We start from the raw sequence: 20,252 nt of genomic DNA on the forward strand, positions 1-20,252 counted from the left end.
TGGAATTGTTCCAGCCTTTTTTTATTTTTTTCTACATTTCCTCAATATAAAATTCAATGAAAAATTAATAGGTATATCCGTTTTCCTGATAACAAAAGGAAAATTTGGTTTCTTATTAGCCCAAAGGATCAAAATCCGGATGCTTCGGTCTTCGGTCATCGGTCTTCCAATCAGTCAAAGAAAAATTGGCTACCTGCATGATTACGGATAGTCAGAAATTTTAATTTCCCCTATTGCTTTTCCCAATTTGAGAATGCTATTTCAAGAAATTTTTACAAGCAACCAATGACTGCTCAAAAGGCTGATTCGATCAAAACCAAAGGAATGCTTCTGGCTTTGGCGGCTGCTATTTTTTGGGGGATTTCAGGAAACTGTGCCCAGTTTTTATTCGAACAAAAAAATATAGATCCTTCTTGGTTGGTTTGCTGGAGACTGATTCTTGCTGGAGCACTGCTTTTGGTTTTTAGTTTCTTCCAATCCAAAAAAAAAACCCTTTCCATATGGAAATCTAAAAGCTCAATTACTCAACTGATAATTTTTAGCATTCTGGGCATGTGGGCAGTACAATTCAGCTATTTCTACAGCATTCGACTTTCCAACGCTGCCACCGCAACAGTCATCCAATATATCGGACCTGTATTCGTGGTTTCTTTCTATGCAATTAAGTTCAGAAGATGGCCTGTTTTAGCTGAAATGGCATCCATGGTTTTTGCCGTATTGGGCACATTTCTATTGGTTACACACGGAACTTGGTCTACTTTGGTTATTTCTCCGCAAGCTTTGATTTGGGGACTTCTATCAGCACTTGCATTGGCTTTTTATACCATCTATCCTGTCCAGTTACTTACTAAACATTCAGCAGCAGCCGTCTCAGGATGGGGAATGCTTTTGGGTGGCTTGTTCTTTGCCATTTACCTTCAGCCATGGCAAGTAAATGGGGTTTGGGATGTAGAGTCATTTGCCGCATTTGGCTATATCATTGTTTTTGGAAGCCTGTTGTCATTTTTCTTTTTCCTCACTGCCATTCCATTGATTGGAGCTCAAACAGCATCTTTGCTATGTAGCGTGGAACCTTTATCTGCAGCCATGATGGCTGTAGTTTGGCTGGGAGTTTCTTTTACTGCTATGGATTGGTTAGGTACATTTCTAATCCTTTCCACCATTGCACTTTTGTCCTTGGCTACCAAGCCCAAGAAACTTTCCCTTTAAATCAAAAGGGACAAAAATTAATTTGCTTATGAAAAAGCAGATTTTATTAAGAACTTGATTAGGATTAGTTCTCTTGAAATTTTCCTAAAATATTTTTGACATGCATGAACATCACCACCATCCACAGGATAGCAATAATTTAAAGATTGCTTTTTTTCTGAATTTGGGTTTTACCATTTTAGAGTTGGTTGGAGGATTTTGGGTAAATTCAGTAGCCATATTATCAGATGCCATTCATGATTTGGGAGACTCCCTTTCATTAGGATTGGCCTGGGGATTACAAGAAAAATCCAAACAAAAAGCTAACGATAGTTTCTCTTTTGGCTACGGTAGATTTTCGCTTTTAGGAGCCCTAATCAATGCAATGGTACTAATCATCGGTTCGGTATTCATCGTAAATGAAGCAATCCAACGCCTCATAACTCCAGAAATGAGCGATGCGAAAGGGATGATCTTTTTTGCAATTTTCGGGGTAATTGTCAACGGCTATGCGGCCTGGAAGGTGGGTCACGGACATTCCCAAAATGAAAAAGTAATTAGCTGGCACCTGATTGAAGATGTTTTGGGTTGGGTAGCTGTTTTAATTGGGGGAATACTTCTCTTATTCTTCGATTGGCCTTGGATTGACCCTGTCTTATCCTTGGGTATCACGCTTTTCATTCTCTGGAATGTTTTAAAAAATCTGAAAGAAACACTGTATATATTTCTTCAGGCAGTGCCTTCTGATATTTCTCTAGACCAAATCAAAAAAGAGTTGTGTGCTCTTCCAATAGTTGAATCCATTCATCATACCCATCTTTGGTCAATGGAAGGCGCTCACCACGTTTTTACTGCTCATGTGCGCTTGAAGCAAGTTCAAAACCTAAAAGAATTGCTTGAATTCAAAAAGCAAGTACAAGAGACCCTCAAAAAATATCCTCTGAGTCATTACACCATAGAGTGGGAATTGTCAGAGGAAAATTGTGCATTGGAGCAAAAAGAAAATCCATTCAGATAAGAGTGAGCACTCTATCTCTCAACTCAGGCAATACCTCGGTTTCAAACCAAGGGTTTTTCCTCATCCATAATCTATTTCTTGGGGATGGATGAACCAAAGGGAAATAATTTGGCAAATACTCTTTGAAATTTTTCACCGTCTCCGTCAGATTGTTTTTTCGTCTTTCTCCCAAATAATAGGATTGGGCAAAAGCACCAATCAATAAGATCAACTTCAAGTTGGGCATTTGTGAAGATAACATAGAATGCCAGGTAGGCGCGCATTCCTTTCTCGGAGGCAAGTCTCCTCCCCTACCTCTGCCGGGGTAACAAAAGCCCATAGGCATGATTCCAAAAATTTCGGGATCATAGAAAGCATTTTTATCAACATCAAGCCACCTTCGTAATTCATCTCCGCTGGGATCATTCCAAGGAATACCTGTTGCATGAACTTTGGTTCCTGGTGCTTGTCCGATAATTAGAATTTTACTTTGAGAATTTATCGAAAGCACTGGATTGGCTCCTAATGGAAGATGCGCTTCACAAAGCTTGCAATTTCTAACCTCCCGAAGAATTGAATTTAAATTTTCCATGAAAAATTGACCTTTTCTAATTCTAGGTTTAATTTGAATTGTGAAAAAGACTCTACCCCTTTCCCTTTTCTTTATATTTCTAATTTCTGGCTTTTCTTCATTTGGCCAAAATAATCCGGAATTAGGCTCTTGGTATATGTATTTTGGAAACTTTAGATTTCAGGAAAGTCCTTGGGCTATTCATGGTGAAATACAATATAGAAACCATAACATAGTCGGGGATTTAGAGCAACTTCTAATCAGAACAGGATTACAATATAATTTAAAAGACGGAAGCGCAAGCTTCACTCTTGGCTATGGAAATATCACTACTCAACCACCGGGAGAGAGTACGGTTTCTGTTCCTGAAAGCAGAATATATCAGGAAGCAATTTTAAGGCAAAAAGTATCCAAGGTAGGAATTATGCATCGTTTCCGATACGAACAAAGATGGGTTGACTCCTCTCCATTTCGCAGCAGATTTAGGTATGCATTATTTCTAAATGTCCCGCTCAATTCTAAAAGCTTGAGTGAAAAAGGGAGTTGGTATTTACAGCTTTATGACGAATTATTCATCAACGGAGAAAAGTTAAACGGTTTGGTGGAATACTTCGACAGAAATCGGCTTTATGGGGGATTAGGATACCGAATTCAAAATCAGTTGGCTGTTCAGGTCGGTTTTATGGAACAAAAAACCAATCGATTTTCAAAAAATCAGCTTCAATTCTCTGTTTTCCATCAATTATACAGCGACAAGTAATATTTTTTCTTAACTCACTAAAAACCAGAATCTTTTAACACATCGTATATGTGTAAAAGATATTTTTCGGGAATTTTCTGTAAAATTTTAAATGATTGATCCAGTATATGGATTAAACGCAAATATCTTTTTAAATTATAAGACAGGAAGTTGAATATCAATAACTTGAAACAAAGTATTGGTAAAGCAGTTTGGTTTTTGAGTTAGATAATTCAGCTTTTTCCGATCAAACATAGAAGAGGATAAATTGAGAAACAATTGCTTTTCTGCTAAAGGAATTTCCTAAAAAATATCAAAGGCAGCTAGTGAAACCCTCGACTTTCCAAAGACTTGTTTGAATCTAAAAATATCGGCCTTAGTCAACCATAAATTCATATCATATGAAAAACTCTACCTATTACCTAGTCTTGCTTGTTTTGGTAATTTCAAGCTGCTTCACCCAAAAAGATTACATTACAGAATACGATTACAATTACCAGGGTACCTTCAAACGATATAAAACTTTTGCATTTGTTGAGATCAACGAACCTGAAATTGAAACAATCACGCCGGTTTTAAATGCTACCATTGGAGCTAGATTGGGATCTCAGGGCTTTGTAGAGAAAACTGATAAACCAGACTTATTGGTCAGCTATAAGATTTTTACCGATTCGATCCGTTATAGAGGATATGTGCAGCCCGAGTTTGATTATTGGTTGCAGAGGACAGGAAGCCGGGTATTGGAAAGGGATTTGGAAAAGGACAAAGATAAAGAACTGGAGAAGGACGAAACCTACAACCAAATCAAGTACAAGGAGAATAATGGAATGCTAGTCATTTATGTTATTGACAACAAAAGAGGAAACACTATTTGGCAAGGCTATACCGCTGCTAAATTTGATTTTGAATCCCCTAGCTTTCAGTCTGACATTACCCGTGCTGCCTATCGGGTGATGAATGAATTTAAAGTTGTAAACCGTTACATGGAATAGATTCTGTGGAATAATTCCCCAGTTTGCTTAGTAATAATCCCATCTTTTCGATGGGATTTTTTTATGTAAAAAAAGTAAATCATTGTTTTTCAATTGATTAAGCCATTATATGATTTCTGAAAATCACTGGCAGTTCTTTTGGATCAAGAAGAATAAACCTAGAAATCAATTCTGCCAGGAAACAAAAGAATTTCTAAACATGGCAGATTTTAATCGACTTGAAAAACAAATTTTAAAACCATGAAAAACTCTTTGATCCTTTCAGGCATACTTAGCGCAAGTGTTTTAGTGTCCTGTGTGTCTAAAAAGAAGTACACCGAGTTGGAGAGTAATCTCTTCAAGACTCAAACAGAATTAGCCATGACCAATCAGGAAAAGGCTGAATTGGAAGAAAAAATGGCAGCCATTGAGGCTAGAGTAGCAGAATACAACGCGAGAATCAATTCTTTGAGAGACACCAATGATGCCTTGACTCAATCCAACAACTCATTGTATTCCATCGAGTCAGGAACGGTCATGTCCAAAAATTCAAAGCAAAAGATGGCTGAAACTTTGGCTAAGGTGGACCCTGATAAGCTTGCTCAGGCTAAGACATTGGAAGATTCCGTGAATCTAGCGGTGGAATACAATCTGAAGCAAAACATCACTGAAAATACCGGAGGAGAAGAAGATGATGTGGAAATCAGTATAGACAAAACTGTGGTGATGATCTCTGTTTCTGATAAGCTTCTTTTCAATACAGCATCTTACAGAATCAACAGCAAAGCAGATCCCCTCTTGAAGAAATTGGCAGAAGTAATCAACGCTGAGCCTAGTCTTCAGGTGATGATAGAAGGTCATACAGACCCAAGAACCATCTCCAATTCAGTGGTTCAGGATAACTGGGATCTATCTGTAAAAAGAGCTACTTCTATTGTTAGAAAGCTTCAAAATGATTTTGGTGTAGCTCCTGAAAAAATGATCGCTGCGGGTCGTGCGAGCTATATGCCGATCGTTGCCAATGATTCCAAAGAAAATATGGCTATCAACAGAAGAACTAGAATCGTCCTAATCCCTGATTTGGATATGTTCTTTGCAATGTTATAAACAAAACCAACTACCACAATTAAATCAAAAAAAGCAGACTTTATGGGTCTGCTTTTTTTATTTCCTCCTAATTGACTTTAATCAGTGCTTAAAGTTCCTAAAGCGAACTGCATTAATACTTCCTGAAAATATAGGGTGTAAATTGCCTGAGCTTGATCTGCCTGGGCAGCCACAAATTGCTGGTTAGCCGCGGATAGATCTACAAAATTGGAAATCCCCAATCTAAAGCGCTCCTGAACTGCATTTCTTGCCTCCTCCGCCGCCAAAACCTGTAAGCCAGTGTTTTGCTCTTTCAATTTAGCTGCTTTATAATTTTGCCAGGCTAATCTCACATCTTGGTACACCCTTCTATCCAAAGACTGTAGGGTCAATTGCTGATTTTCGTAGGCTACTTTAGCTCTACTCACATCCAATCTTGTTTGCCAATTGGAAAATATGGGAATCACCAGATTCAAGCCGAGCGTATTTTGAGGATATATCCTTAATAACTGCTCCCTAAGACTTCTACTATCTAAGGATGTAAAAAAGGTATTGTAATTATAAAAAGCAGAAACCCTAGGAAAGTACATAGCCTTTCTTGCCTGAACATCTTTTTTGGTAGAGCTTACCAAAAGCTCCTGTTGCTTCATATCAGCACGGTTTGCCATAGCCAACTCGTATAATTCTCCTAGATTTTGCTCGGCAAAGCTTACCGATGAATTAGTAGGATCAACGGGTTCCAAATCAGGAATTTTACCCGCCTCCAATTGCAGATATTCTGATAAAGACCAAAGATCATTTTCCAACTGAATTTCCGCATCCACTTTTACGCATTGCAGTCTGGCAACTTCAGATTGCTGATTATATAAATCAGAAACAGTTCTTAATCCAGCCTCAACGAAACCCTCAATTTGCCGAAGTTGCTCCTGCTGATTTTCCAGGTTTTCTATCGCAATTTTTAATAACTCCTGATCCAATAGCACCTGTAAATACCTTTGGGCTACATCGAATACTACCTGTTGCTTGGCCCTTTCCAAGCCCTTTTCCCCAGCCTCAAATGCCAGCTTGGCCGATTGAGTATCCAAAATTCTCCTGCCAGCATTGAATACTGGCATATTCATATTTAATCCTCCCGAAACAATTTCATTGGTGACATTGGTAACTACAATTTCACCTTCTACTTGTTGAAATTGCTGACCACTTTGCCTCAATAAATTAGAGTTGATTCCCACAGAGGGCAAATGAGATAGTGCCGCTACCTGCTTCTGCTTCTTCAGGATTTCCATATTATTCTCCTGAATTTTATACTCCAGATTTGCATCAAGTCCGTATGCTACTGCTTGACGAAAATCCAACCTAAGAGTATCCTGAGCATATGTTCCAAAGGAGCAACAAGCTAAAGTCAAAAGGGTAACTAGAAATTTATAGCTGTTCATCACTTTCAATTTTTCCATCCAATAGATTGATTAATCTGGTTCCGTAATCTGCATTCTCTCTAGCGTGAGTAGCCTGGATGATGGTGGTTCCCTCTTTATGCAATTCTTGAAAAACCTCCATTATTTCCTTGGCCTGAGTGGAATGAAGATTCCCTGTAGGTTCATCCGCGAGAAGCAAACTTGGTCGGCCGGCAACAGCCCTAGCGATTCCCACTAATTGCTGTTGTCCACCGCTCAACTGAGCAGGGAAGAGGTCCTTTTTGGCTACCATGTTAAAGCGATCTAAAAGATCTGCAATAATGCTTTTCCGCTCGGATGAAGCTACATTTCTATAAAGAAGTGGCGTTTCTATATTTTCATAAACAGTCAATTCATCTATCAGATGATAAGCCTGAAAAATATATCCAAACTCACTTTTGTGCAGATTGGATCTCTCCTTGTCCTTCATTTTACGGATATTTTTTTCTCCAAAAAAGTATTCCCCATCGTAGTCTTCGTCCAACATTCCTATGATATTCAGCAAGGTGGACTTCCCTGCTCCTGAAGGGCCCATCAAAGTAAGGAACTCCCCTTGTTGGATAGTCAGATTTATTCCTTTAAGAATAAAAATCCTCTGGAAACGGGATTCAATGTATTTATCGATTTCTTTGAGTTGTATCATACTTGAAAATTAGCTTCCATAATCATTTCCACTTCCATGCCATAAAAAAAGGCCTCAGAACAAGTCTAAAGGCCCTTTTTGATCAAACAACCCTATATTTTCTCGAACATTTTTGTTCGCTGGCGAACGATTTTTCCACCAAAATCAAAATCACTTATTGATTTAAAATATTTCCAAATCCCTTATTCGTCTTTCAGAATTTCGGCAGGATTCGATTTAGCCGCCACCCAGGAATGAGCACCTACTATCCCTATGCAAAGAACCAATAATGCCATGCCTCCCATCAAAAATTGCAGGTAAGGCATATCAATTCGGTATGAATAGCTTTCCAAAAATTCTTTAGCGAGCCAATAAGTTGGATAAGCTGCTAATAGAAAGGAAATGCTGACCAGCATCACATATTCCTTACTGATAAGTCCTAGAATCTGAGCAATGCTGGCACCTAATATTTTTCTCACAGAGATCTCTTTCAATCTTTGAGATATGGTGAAAGAAGAAAGTCCAAACAATCCCATTCCAGAGATAAGGATGGCTATCATACTGGAAAAACCGAGAATGTTTCTAATGCGCTGATCCTCTTCGTAGAATTTCGCTATTTCCTCATCCAGAAACTTGAAATCAATTTCCTCAAAAGGATAAACACTCGTGTATGATTCTCTTAATCCAAGCAATGCTGTCTCGAGGTTGATTCTTTTCCCCAGTTTGACTGAGATGACATTATAATAATCAGGGTTTTGAAGAAAAACCATAGGAAGAATCTCTTCCTTCAGCGATCGGGAATTGAAATCTTTCATCACTCCAACAACAGACTTTGGCCCTCCTCCTATTGTAATAAAACTACCGAGAATTTCCTGTGCAGAATTGATCCCTGCTTCCTTCAAAAAGCGTTCATTTACCAAAACCTCTGTTTGGTTTTGAGTTAAATTCCTTCCAGCCAGCAACTCAACTCCATTTACTTGAACGAAGGATGAATCCACATTTTTCACTTGTGTAAAAAATTCCATCTCTGCGCTGTCTACAGGAACTTTCACATCAGAGGTCCAAATTCCATTAGAAGAAATGGCATCTCCTCCTAAACTGGCTCCTTCCACAAAACTCATTTGAGTCACCTGGCTCTGAAGGAGTGAAGCCTTTTCAAAACCTGCCATAAAAGGTAAGTAAGCATAGACCACTGCATCTTTTTCAAATCCAACTGGCTGACTACTGATATATTTCAATTGAGAGCCAATAACCATTACTAAAATCAAAAAGACCATGGACACAGTAAACTGAAGAACCGTCAGATTTTTTCTCAAAAAGGCCCCAAAGGAGAATTTCGCCGAACCCATTTTCTCGCCTTTCAGGGCACGCTGAGGCTGATAATTAGCCAAAACCAAGGATGGGTAAATTCCCGAAACCAAAGTCAATAAGACTCCGAAAAGAACTATAAATATTAAATTATATCCTGCTAAATACGGCATCGTGAAGCCGTCTGGAAGATAGCTTTGGAAGGTTTTTAATATCAAGTCTGAAAACACCAAACCCAGCAAAGTTGCGCCTAATACCAATAAGTAGGTTTCGGCTAGAAACTGAAACATCAGCTGGAATTTGTTGCCTCCAAGTGTTTTTCGAATCCCTACCTCTTTTGCTCGGCTGATTGCTTGGGCAGTTTCTAAATTGATAAAATTGAGACATGCCAAAATCAAAATGATGGCTCCAACAATCAACAAACCCTTAATCAGCTCTTTTGAGGCACCTGTTTCATCCAGTAGTCCGTAAGAAAAATGAAGTTCCGATAAGGGTTCCAATCCAAACGAGGTGCTTCCCTCCTCTTCATCGGCATAGTATTTACCTGCTATTGCATTAAGCCCTTCCTGTAAGTTGCTGGCAGAGATTCCATTACCTGATTTAAAGAAAACCTGACTGCTGGAATTGATATTGGTCCATGAATGAAGCCCATACCAGTCTTCTTTCTCATTCTTTTTAATAGTGGAAAAAGAGATGAAATCCTGAAAAATAAAATCGGTGTTTTCATCATAATCCTGGATAACACCAACAATGGTTGCCATGATGGTATCAGCATCCACATAGCGAAGCTCTTTTCCAAGTACTTGATCCAGAGGTTGATTGGGAAAATAAGTATTCAAACTCTTTTCACTAATCACAACCTGATTAGGTTCCTGTAATGCTGTCTCAGGATTTCCTGCCAGCCAAGTTCTTGGGAGAACTTTAAAAAAACCAGGATCAGCGAAACTAATGTAATTCTTCCTGCCAAAGTTTTTATTTTCTTCCGGAATACTGGCATGTGTTTGTCCTAAGGTATAGAGTCTACCTACTTCTTCAATACCAGCCAATTCTTCTCCTAAAACCTCACCCAATGGCCCTGGAGCAGCCGGATAACTGTATTTCATTTCTCCATAATCATTCTCCGTGATGATTCTATAGATCCTCTCTTTATCAGGGTGAAAATTATCAAAACTGTATGCGTGCCATACGATATTGAATATCAAAAAGCATATCGCAATCCCTAGAGAAAGTCCGAGGATATGGATTGCTGTTCGGAGCTTATTGCGGAGAAGATTCCTCCAGGCGATTTTAAAATAGTTTTTGAGCATAGCCTTAGCGTTTTTGAAAAATAATTGATCCTACTCTGATTTAATTGATTTCACTGGATTGGAAGTGGCAGCTTTCCATGACTGCCAAGTCACCGTCAACCAGGCAAATACCAGCGAAGTCATCCCCGTTGCCAAGAAAAAGCCAATAGAAATATTTACTTTAGTTGCGAATTGCTCTAGCCATTGACTCATCAAATAAAATCCAAGCGGAAAGGCTATTAGTAAGGCCAAAATCACCGGATAAATAAACTCTTTGGACAATTGAGAAATAATCCCCTGAACGGAGGCTCCTAGGACTTTTCTGATACCAATTTCTTTACGCTTAGTTTCTGCCGTGAATATGGAAAGTCCTAGCAATCCCAAGCAGGAGATCAACAAGGTTAGTATAGCAAATGCGCCTAGCAAATTACCCGTTCGGGCCTCTTGAGCATAATTCTGGGCAATCCGCTCGTCTAAGAATGAATAATCGAAAGGAATTCCTGGAATTATTTGATTCCATGCATTTTTTAATTGAGTAATTTGAGCTTCATCAAAGCCATTTCCTGTTCGAATTAATAAGATATTGCTTCCATCAAAAGCTGCATTTTTTACAGGAAGGAAAACAGTGGGTTTGATGGTGGTTTTTAAATCCTGAGTATGGTAATCCTCCACCACTCCAACGATATTACCATTGTAATCAGAGAATAAATTACCATTTTCATCGGTATATATTCTAACTGCATTTCCAAGAGTTTCCTGCCCTGCCTGAGCAATTATGGCTGCTGCGGATTCATTTACAACTACGCCAAGATTTTCCATTTTTGGAAATTGTCCCCTCATCATTTCCGTTACCTCCCCCTGATCCTGAAAATCCGGCGAAAATTCTCTTCCAGCAATCACCTCTACTCCCAAATTTTCGAAGTAGGATTCATCTACATATTGAACATAAATAGAAAAGGCTTCTTCTATTTCAACTCCCCTGAAAGCTACGGAAGGATTCCAACCTCCTTCCAGTCCGGGAGCATTGGAAATTGCATTGACAGAAATCACTCCTGATTGTTGCTCAAGGGACGATTTAAGGAGCTCAATTTGGGCTTTTGCAGCATTTCCGAGTTTCACGGTCAATAATCCCTGGTGATCAAAGCCCATATCAGATGTTCTGAGGAAAGTATGTTGCATATAAGCTACCCCGGCACAGAAAACCAACAGGGAAGAAAGAGCGAACTGGAAAACTACCAGCGATTTTCTCAGCAAGGCTTTTCCACCTGAAATTTGGGAGTTTTTAAGAATGACATCCGGTCGGAGACCACTTAGGTAAAATGCGGGAAAAACACCTGCTAGTAAGGAGGAAATTATCCATACAGCCAGAACAATGCCAATCAAAGAATTATCTGAAAATAGCGGAACTTCAAAAGATATTCCCAGCATAGATGTGAAAATTGGTTGAGCCAGCCCCACCAAAATCAACCCTAGAACAAGCGCAAATGCATTTGTTAAAAATGCTTCAGCCAGAAACTGAGCCATCAATTGTCCTCTCTTAGCCCCATTGACCTTTCTCACACCAATTTCTTTCATCCTTCTGATAGCACGAGCAGTAGCCAAATTGATGAAATTGATGCATGCTAGCAAAAGCACAAAACCACCAATTGAAAGAAAAATCCACAAAGTCTTTTGATCTACTCCTGGCGTCCACTCGCCTCCAAATCCTGATTGAAGATGTATGGATTGTATGGGTTGTAGGTAGTATTGGTAGTTTTTAGCTTCCTCAGGATCACGGTAATTCCCATTTATTTCCGGTATTCTATCACTGATCGCCTGGGCATTTTGACCCTCTTTTACTTTGACATAGGTAAATGTTTGAGGCCACCAAAAGCTCCCAAAATCAGCATTTTGAGGAAAATTATTAAGATTTTTGAAAGTGGAAACCGAAGATAAAAAGTCAAACTTCATGTGGGTATTTGCTGGAAGATCTTCTACCACTGCCTTTACTTCAAAAGCTATATCTCCTGTAGCTAGAAGCACTTTACCAACAGGGTTTTCATCTCCAAAATAATGCTTTGCCTTAGATCTGGTCAGGACTAAAGTAAAAGGATCATCAAAAACTCCTTTCAGACTTCCCTGAAGGACTTTTAACCCAGCAATATTTTCAAATCCTGGTTCTGCGTAAAAAAAGTAATCTTCTCTGAAGCTTTCTTCGGGATTGATTCCATTGAAAGATTTGAGATAAGTATTGATTTGAATTAAGCTGACAATCTCTTCCAACTGCTCCCCAAACTCTTTACGAAGCATAGGGGCCACAGCTCCCCCAGCCCAGGCAGAATTCCCAAAATCACGAATTTGCTGAGAAACTCTAAATATTCGGTCAGAATCCTCTTGAAATGAATCATAGGATTGCTCAAATTTCACATAAGAAGCCAGTAAAAGAAAGCATGCTAAGCCTATTGCTAGGCCCAAAACATTGATAAGGGAGAATATTCTTTGGCGAAGAAGGGTTCTCCAGGCTATTTTTAAGTAGTTTTTGAGCATGATAAGATCGTGGTTATTAGTTATTAAGTTTCTTGGTTATTTGTTTCTAGCCTCTAGCTTCTTTGATCTTGTTTCTAAGGTCTTGATACTTTTTTATTCATCCTTCAAGGTATTCACCGGATTACTCAAACTGGCCTTGAGAGATTGAGCATAGACTAAGGCAAGGGTGAATGCAATTCCTCCCATAACCAGTACCGCAAAGCTGATCCAGGAAGGCCAACCCTTGACCGCAAATTGATCCAGCCAGCCTTGCATCAAATAGATGCTCAGCGGAAGCGCTACTATTACCCCAACCAGCGTAGTGACAATAAACTCCTTTCCAAAAAGCCACGAAATACTCCAGCTAGATGCTCCTAGGACTTTTCGGATTCCGATCTCTTTGGTCCGTCCGGCGATCGACAAGGCAACCATGGCAAACAACCCCATAGCCGCAATCAAAATGGCAAGTGATGCTGCGATAAATACCATTTTTCCCAATCTCCGATCAGATTGGTACTGAGCTTCTACCGTTTCATCCAAAAAAGAAATTTCCAAAGGTAGGCCCTTAAATTGCTTTTCCCACTCCGCTTCGATCACACTTCGAACCTGATTGATATCACCACCTGCAGCACGAACAAGCAGCTTAGGATTGGTGCTGGAGTTGATCATAAGATTGGTAATCCCACTGAATACAGCCATAGGAGACTTAGCAATCATCACGGGTTCTATGGGTTGGTATAGAGAGGCATGATGAAAATCCTTCACCACTCCAATAATCTGATGGGGTTCAAAATCGGTTCTTGGAAGCATTTCTCCCATAGGATCCTCCCAATTAAATGCCCTAGCAAAAGCCTCATTGATGATCAGGGCACTACTGTCAGCTCCCACAGCAGGGTTAATGGTTCTTCCTTCCAAAAGCTCCATGCCTAGTGTTTCCATGTAGTCCCCCGAAACGAAGTTGACTTTGAACGAAAACATAGTTCCATCTTCCAAAGGAAATCCGACCTGCCAAAAGGCATCATCTCCATAAGTAGCGACTGTCAAAGCTGTGGAGGCAATTTCTGTTCTTGATACCAATGTCTGACGAAAACTCTCGGCAGTTCTGAAACTTTCTTTCAAAGAAGTCACAAAGTTTTGTGAAGGATAATCTGGCATGTCCACTATCAGTATCTGCTCCTGATCAAAACCCAAGTCATATTCCTGAATTGCGTTCATCTGATTAACCATAATCAAGGTGGTGGCAATGAGTAGGAAAGAGATGAAAAACTGAAAAGCAACCAAACCTTTCCGAAGGCCTTGCTTCCCAAAATGAAGGGAAAGGTTTCCTTTCAATACCTTTATAGGACGCAGTCCGGATAGAAAAAAGGCAGGATAGGCTCCAGCCAATCCTGAAATAAATACAATCAGCCCAGCCAAAATACCAAACTGAGTAGGTCCATAAACGATATCCAGTTCTTTTTGAAAGAGATCATTGAAAGTGGGCAGGAACAACTCAGCAAGCACTACCCCTATCACCGAGGCTGTTAAGGTTGTCAAAAAGGCCTCCATCATAAACTGAATGATCAATTGGCCAAAGCTGGCTCCCATGGTCTTTCTTACCCCGACCTCTTTGGCTCTTGAGGTTGCCCTTCCGATAGCCATCGTAGTGAAATTAATACAGGCAATCAGTAAAACCAGAAAGGCAATCCCTGACAAAATCCAGAGCAAAGATTTTTGGGTAGTCTGCACAGCCCCATTTCCTGCTCCTTCAGCAAAGTGCATGTCAGCCAATGGTGTAAGCGTGAAGTAAAGTCCGCCTTCCTCGTAATCCTCACCCAGAGACTTTTTCATAAAAGCTTCCATACTTTGATGAATGGAGGCTACTTGTTCCGGATTATTCAACTTGACCAGGTTAAATCCCCATACATTGTACCAAGAGGCTAAACTCTCCTTATCCGCAAAGAAATCCATGTTTTCGATCGGCATCAGAATTTCGAAGGGAATGGAATTATTGGCAGGCGGGTTTTTCAAAAGTCCTGAAACTCGATAGTCTACAAAGTCCTCTCCCATTTTCAGTTGGAGAGATTGGCCAATAGGATCTGCTGACCCAAAGTATAGCTTAGCAGCTTTTTCAGTGATCACCACGGAGTATTTATCCACCAGCTGAGAAGAAATATCTCCTTTGATCAAGGGAAAGTTAAGCATCTTTAAAAAGTCTGGGTGAACCAAGCGGATTCTTTGGTTTTGAGTACTCTGATCAGGCAAGATCGCCTGAACATCTGCATTGGTTACGCCAGTAATTGCCTCAATTTGGGGGAACTCCTCTCTGAAAGCTGATTCAAGGACTACCGGGGATGAGTAGGTTTCTTTCATTTCCCCGTCAATCCGCTCATGTGTTTTGACTCGGTAGATCCGATCTAAATCTTGATGGAAAGTCTCAAAACTCAGTTCAAACTGAACGAAGAAAAAAATCAAAATACTTACTCCCAGACCTAAGGATAAGCCAATCAGGTTGATCCCAGTATGGAGCTTGTGCTTGAGAAGATTTCTAACTGCAATTTTGAAATAGTTCTTTAACATATACGAAAAGCTTTACATCATTTGCCAGAGATAATTCCAGTTTTATGCCATTTCAAAAGTACTTTTACAGCCTAAATACAGCGATTTTTCAAAAATTCAGGATTTACCTCGGACAATTTTGTCCGCTGACGGGCAAATAAATCTTAAAAATATTGGCTCTCACCAATTTAACATGGGTTGAAGATTATAATGAATCTGATTATGCGCAATCTGGCCACTTACCCTATTTTCTTTGGTTGACCGATTGGATACTTCGAGTTCCTGCCCTTCGGGAGGCGGGCGCTCAGCACAAGCAACCGAAGACAGAAGCTCGGTATTCTAATCCATTCATCTGATACTAAGCCATAATTATTTCTTTATTGAGAAGAAAACCGAAATTCATAATAATCAAATATGTACAAAAACCATTCTTCTCCATTTCGTAGAATTCTATCCGCGTAAGTGACCTCTGCCTTCCTCGGGAAAAGATGGCTGAACCTTGCAATAACCTGAACTTTGTCTCTATTTTTTACTGAAACAAATGAAGACTTCTGATAAAATTGTTAATCATCAAAATAAAATTCAATTTGACTCAATAATGAAAAATATCCTATAAATCAGTAGATTATAGAAAATATCAGCCTATGTATGTCAAAAGAAACTATAGCCTCTGGATGACTGTCCGCTGGTCTAAAAAGCCACTGATCAATGGACTGATATATTCTGCAATTATCGTTTTCTTATACGAAGTCACTGGTTTGCCATTTTCATTGCCTTGGCAACCTATTTCAGTAATTGGTGTCGCAGTATCTTTTTTCCTTGGCTTTAAAAACAACTCCTCCTATGATCGGGCTTGGGAGGCCAGAAAAATTTGGGGTTCTATTGTCAATGACTGTAGAACTTTCGCCTCGGCCATTTTATCATTACCTGATAAGAGCGTTCCATATTCTTGGAAAAAACAAATGATTTTCAGACATCTGGCTTGGCTAGTTTCTCTTAAGCATAACCTTCGTAAGGGAAAATCTTGGGAACATAATTTACCCGTAGACAAAATGGTCTTCACACCGGGATTTCGAGAGGAAATGGCTAATGGCTTAGAACCTGAAATCAGAAAATATCTGGATCCTGAGGAATGGGAATCATTGCAGGCATACACAAACTTTCCTACCCAACTTCTCAAAAAACAAAGCTTAGAGTTGGACAGAATACATCAAGAAAACGGACTTAGTGAATACAAGCATGTTTGGCTTCATCAGCTGATTAGTAGATTTTATGATACCCAGGGAATGAGCGAACGAATAAAAACCTTTCCCTTTCCAAGACAATATGCCTCCACCGGACTTTGGATTACTTACATTTTCTGCGCATTAATTCCTTTGGGTCTTTTGGATATTTTTGAGCAGTCTACAGAGCTCCACTATTGGCTGACGGTACCCTTTTCCGGAATCATTATCTGGATATTCTTTTTGGTTGACAGAATTGGAGATTATTCTGAAAACCCTTTTGAAGCAGGCTACAATGATGTCCCTATATCCTCTATCACCAGAGTAATTGAAATAGACTTGCTGGAAATGCTGGATGAGAAAGAAATTCCACAACCTTACCCTGTGGATAATGGATTTTTGATGTAGAGAAAGCCCTTTTCATTTACCACATGGATCCAAAAGGCATCATTCACTTTTAATACTCTTCACAGGATTTGACCATGCAGCTCTGATTGTTTGGCTGATGACGGTGAATGCTGCAATTGCCCCCGCAATTAAGCCAGCCCAAAGGAAAGTGGTCCAATTGATTCCTATGCTGTAGGCGAAATCCTGAAGCCAACTTTTCATTCCAAAATAGGAGACCGGGATAGCAATCAGAAAGCCTATTGCTACTAGTTTGAGAAAATCCTTACCCAAAAGAGCCAGAATATTTCCAGTTTCAGCTCCCATTACTTTTCTGATTCCAATCTCACGGGTTCTTTGTTCAGTGGCAAATGTCACCAAACCTAAAAGCCCCAACACAGAAATAATGATTGCTAAGGCAGAAAAGAAAGTGAATATAGTTTTGACTCTTGCCTCAGCTTCATATTGCCTATTGAATCCCTGGTCTATCATTAGGGGTTCGAATGGATAATCAGGTCTCATCACTGTCCATTCTTCTTTTAGATAGGCCAAAACTTCCTCTCTTTTTCCACTTTCAAACTTGATGCTGACACTATTATTCCTATCCTGGGAAATCATAAACACCATAGGAACAATGGGCTGATGCAAACTTTCAAAGTGAAAATCTTGCATAACTCCTGTCACAAAACCTCTTCTTCCTCCATACAAAAACTGCTTGCCAACAGCTTCCTCAGGGCTTTGCCAACCAATTTCCCGAACAGCGGCTTCATTCAAAATAAATGCTTCAGTAGAATCACTTGCTCTTAGAAAATCAAAGTTTCTTCCAGCCTTTACAGATATTCCATAAGTATCCAGAAAATTATGAGCTACATGAATGTCCGCAATCCTGCTATTGAGCTGCGTTAGCTCTCCTCCTACTTCGGCTGTTGCCCCTTGAGAATCCAGGAGCCTTCCTGATGGAACTCTGCTCGAAATACTCACTGACTGAATATCAGGATGGTTTTCTAAGCGATCCTTGAAAATGAGATAGTTTTCATTGATCTGATTAGAGCTAGGGAGCACCACTATATCTTCTTTTTCAAAGCCCAAATCTTTATTCTGCATAAAGCTCAGCTGATTGATCACCACTATGACAGCAACTATCAGCATTACGGAAATGGCAAACTGCCCAACCACTAAAACAGACCTGAAGTTCTCATGGCCTTTTCCTGCTTTAAATGCTCCTTTTAACACTTTGGCAGGAGTAAAACCTGAAAGAAAAAGAGCTGGATAACTTCCTGAAATCAAACCCACAAAAAGGATTAATCCCAGTATCCAAACCAGTAGTTCTGGGCTTTCTAGAAAATTCAAACTCAAAGGATTTTCCAGAAAATCGGAGAAATAAGGAAGAAATAAAAAGACCAGGCAAAGGGCAATAAGCATAGCCAGAAAAGTCATCACAAAGCTTTCACCCATAAATTGCCGGATGAGGATAGTCTTGTCAGCACCCATCACTTTTCTCAAGCCCACCTCCATAGATCTTAAGGAGGACCTTGCGGTGCTAAGATTCATAAAATTGATACAGGCTATCAATAAGATAAATAATGCCACAGCCCCGTAGACATAGACATAATCAATATTTCCATTGGGCTCTATTTCAGAGTCCAGGTTCGACTGTAAGTGAATGTCCTGAATAGGCCATAGAAGAAGCTGGGTCCCTTTTGACATGGGGATTCCAGAATTACTTTCACCCATATGTCTATCAATCAAACTGGGAAGCTTGGCTTCAAAATTTTTATAAGAAACACCTTCTGCAAGTTTGATATAAGTGGAAAAATTATTAGAACCATAATTAGACATAAATGCATCTTGCCCACCGTAAAATTGAACGACAGGTAGCATGGAGGCTAGAAAATCAATATGAAAATGGGAATTGTCCGGAGTGTCTTTGACCACTCCTCTCACCTGCATGGTAAACTCCATCCCTCCTATCTCTACTAGAAGTTCTTTCCCCACTGCATTTTCAGACCCAAAATATCTTTTGGCAGTACTTTCAGATAATATAAGACCATCTGCTTGAGTCAATGCATTCTTTGATTCACCTTCCAGTGTTTCCCAAGAAAAAACATCAAAAACCTCTGGGTCTGCAAAGAAAAATCGTTCCTCCACAAATGCATTATTTCCTGATTTGATTAAAGGATCTGCATTCATCAATCTAGCTGAGAACTCCACATCCTCCGGAAAATCTGATTGTATCAGAGGCCCAAAGGGAGGAGCAGTATGCCCCAGATGCAAGCTGGTACTCCCATCCGGATTAAACCAAGCTCTCGAAACTCTATAAATTCTATCCACATCAGGGTGATAATTGTCATAGCTGAGTTCATACCGAACATACAGCAGAATCACAATACTCACGGCCATTCCTATGGCCAAACCAAAAAGGTTGATGAAGACATACAAAGGATGCTTTTTAGCATTCCTGAATACGATTTTAAAGTAGTTTCTAAACATGGCTGATTGGTGAAAAAAATGCCGCTTAGTAAAATATACTACTCGGCATTTTTGGATTCATAGTGCTAGGTCTTGGTTTTATCTTTTGATTACTTTGGCAGAACCTGATGTTCCTATTTGCTTGGTAGGTTCTCCTTTGTAGTATACATTCCCTGAGCCGGATGCACCTACTTTAAGACTTTCTATCGCAGTAATATATGTTTCTCCCGAACCTGACTTCCCAATAGTTACTTGCTGGGCTTTTAAGTCCATTCCTTCAAAATCTCCTGAGCCCGACTGACCTATATCCAACTTCTCAACCTCTCCCCCATCTACCACAATATCTCCAGATCCACTGATCCCTACACTCATGGAATAAGCGTAAACTTTCTGAAGTTTGATCAGTCCTGAACCGGAAACACCCAGCCCAAGTTTTTCAGATTCCAAATCATCCATTACGGTGATTGAACCTGAGCCGGAAGAACCCAATCCCTCAATTTCAGGCATGGTTACATAAAACTTCAACCTAACGTTTCGATAATTCCCTCTTTCGAGTTTCAGCTTGAGTTGTCCGTCTTTTACCTCAGTGAGAACTTTGTCCAAGTCTACATTTTGAGCTTCAATTTTTACCTCATAGGCATTGCCTAGGGTAATAAAAACATCCCAGCTTCCACCGGATTCCACTTTGGTGAAGCGATCTAATTTTCTGGTTTCAGTTTGCTGGGCATTGGCGGAAAATCCCATTAGGAATGCCAATAAAATTAAGATGGGTGCCAGATTCTTTTTCATAGCTGTGTTAGTTTAGATAAATAGATTCATAGAATGTGCCAAGGGATAAAATAGGCTATTTTTAGCTTTAGAGCGGCATATCAATTATTTACATGTCCGATCCTTAGGATTTTTGACCGCAA

The 20,252-nt window shown here is 39.7% G+C and carries 15 protein-coding genes; 7 read left to right on the top strand and 8 right to left on the bottom strand.

Annotated features, from left to right (window positions below):
* The 3 genes from B2906_RS04300 to B2906_RS04310 form a co-directional block, all read left to right on the top strand.
* Window positions 1-211, top strand: a 211-nt coding sequence (locus tag B2906_RS04300; RefSeq protein WP_286935702.1) for a hypothetical protein, incomplete at its 5' end; no start/stop codon positions are given.
* A 74-nt stretch (window positions 212-285) separates the two neighbouring features.
* Window positions 286-1,209, top strand: a complete 924-nt coding sequence (locus B2906_RS04305; RefSeq protein WP_286935703.1) for a DMT family transporter — start codon at window positions 286-288, stop codon at window positions 1,207-1,209.
* A 100-nt stretch (window positions 1,210-1,309) separates the two neighbouring features.
* Window positions 1,310-2,206: a cation diffusion facilitator family transporter gene (locus B2906_RS04310; RefSeq protein WP_286935704.1), complete on the top strand. Its 897-nt coding sequence runs from the start codon at window positions 1,310-1,312 to the stop codon at window positions 2,204-2,206.
* Here B2906_RS04310 and B2906_RS04315 read toward each other — a convergent pair.
* Entirely contained in the window at window positions 2,199-2,777 is a 579-nt protein-coding gene (locus tag B2906_RS04315; RefSeq protein ID WP_286935705.1) for a uracil-DNA glycosylase family protein, read from the bottom strand. The two genes, B2906_RS04310 and B2906_RS04315, sit on opposite strands and share 8 nt — an antisense overlap.
* A 40-nt stretch (window positions 2,778-2,817) precedes the next feature.
* On the opposite strand from B2906_RS04315, the gene B2906_RS04320 reads away from it, so the two are divergent.
* From B2906_RS04320 to B2906_RS04330, 3 genes are all read left to right on the top strand, one after another.
* Window positions 2,818-3,516 (top strand): DUF2490 domain-containing protein, encoded by a 699-nt coding sequence (locus B2906_RS04320; protein WP_286935706.1) that lies wholly within the window; start codon window positions 2,818-2,820, stop codon window positions 3,514-3,516.
* 380 nt (window positions 3,517-3,896) lie between these two features.
* Window positions 3,897-4,487 carry a DUF4136 domain-containing protein gene (locus B2906_RS04325; RefSeq protein WP_144602963.1) on the top strand — a complete coding sequence of 197 codons (591 nt, stop codon included), beginning with the start codon at window positions 3,897-3,899 and terminating at the stop codon, window positions 4,485-4,487.
* A gap of 240 nt (window positions 4,488-4,727) precedes the next feature.
* A complete protein-coding gene (locus B2906_RS04330) occupies window positions 4,728-5,573 on the top strand; it encodes an OmpA/MotB family protein (protein ID WP_286935707.1) in 846 nt (281 codons plus the stop codon).
* Between the two features lie 77 nt (window positions 5,574-5,650).
* Here the strand turns inward: B2906_RS04330 and B2906_RS04335 are convergent, their stop codons facing one another.
* From B2906_RS04335 to B2906_RS04355, 5 genes are all read right to left on the bottom strand, one after another.
* Window positions 5,651-6,988, bottom strand: a complete 1,338-nt coding sequence (locus B2906_RS04335; protein ID WP_286935708.1) for a TolC family protein — start codon at window positions 6,986-6,988, stop codon at window positions 5,651-5,653.
* Window positions 6,975-7,649 (bottom strand): ABC transporter ATP-binding protein, encoded by a 675-nt coding sequence (locus B2906_RS04340; RefSeq protein WP_091655573.1) that lies wholly within the window; start codon window positions 7,647-7,649, stop codon window positions 6,975-6,977. Before B2906_RS04340 ends, B2906_RS04335 begins: the two co-directional genes overlap by 14 nt.
* 182 nt (window positions 7,650-7,831) lie before the next feature.
* Window positions 7,832-10,243: an ABC transporter permease gene (locus tag B2906_RS04345; protein WP_286935710.1), complete on the bottom strand. Its 2,412-nt coding sequence runs from the start codon at window positions 10,241-10,243 to the stop codon at window positions 7,832-7,834.
* Between the two features lie 30 nt (window positions 10,244-10,273).
* Window positions 10,274-12,748 (bottom strand): ABC transporter permease, encoded by a 2,475-nt coding sequence (locus B2906_RS04350; RefSeq protein ID WP_286935712.1) that lies wholly within the window; start codon window positions 12,746-12,748, stop codon window positions 10,274-10,276.
* Window positions 12,749-12,841: 93 nt separating this feature from the next.
* Complete coding sequence (locus B2906_RS04355; protein ID WP_286935714.1) at window positions 12,842-15,286, bottom strand: ABC transporter permease; 2,445 nt, start codon at window positions 15,284-15,286, stop codon at window positions 12,842-12,844.
* 623 nt (window positions 15,287-15,909) lie between these two features.
* Here B2906_RS04355 and B2906_RS04360 point away from each other — a divergent pair.
* The gene (locus B2906_RS04360; protein WP_091655579.1) at window positions 15,910-16,896 is read left to right on the top strand and encodes a bestrophin family protein; all 987 of its coding nucleotides are present in this window, start codon (window positions 15,910-15,912) and stop codon (window positions 16,894-16,896) included.
* A gap of 39 nt (window positions 16,897-16,935) precedes the next feature.
* On the opposite strand, the gene B2906_RS04365 is transcribed toward B2906_RS04360, so the two are convergent.
* Both B2906_RS04365 and B2906_RS04370 read right to left on the bottom strand, forming a co-directional pair.
* On the bottom strand, window positions 16,936-19,362 hold the full coding sequence (locus B2906_RS04365) for an ABC transporter permease (RefSeq protein WP_286935717.1): 2,427 nt from the start codon (window positions 19,360-19,362) through the stop codon (window positions 16,936-16,938).
* Between the two features lie 78 nt (window positions 19,363-19,440).
* The gene (locus B2906_RS04370; RefSeq protein ID WP_286935718.1) at window positions 19,441-20,130 is read right to left on the bottom strand and encodes a head GIN domain-containing protein; all 690 of its coding nucleotides are present in this window, start codon (window positions 20,128-20,130) and stop codon (window positions 19,441-19,443) included.
* Between the last annotated feature and the right edge of the window lie 122 nt (window positions 20,131-20,252).

Origin of the sequence: Algoriphagus sp. UBA3586 (assembly GCF_002376385.1) — a bacterium.
GTDB lineage: Bacteria > Bacteroidota > Bacteroidia > Cytophagales > Cyclobacteriaceae > Algoriphagus > Algoriphagus ornithinivorans.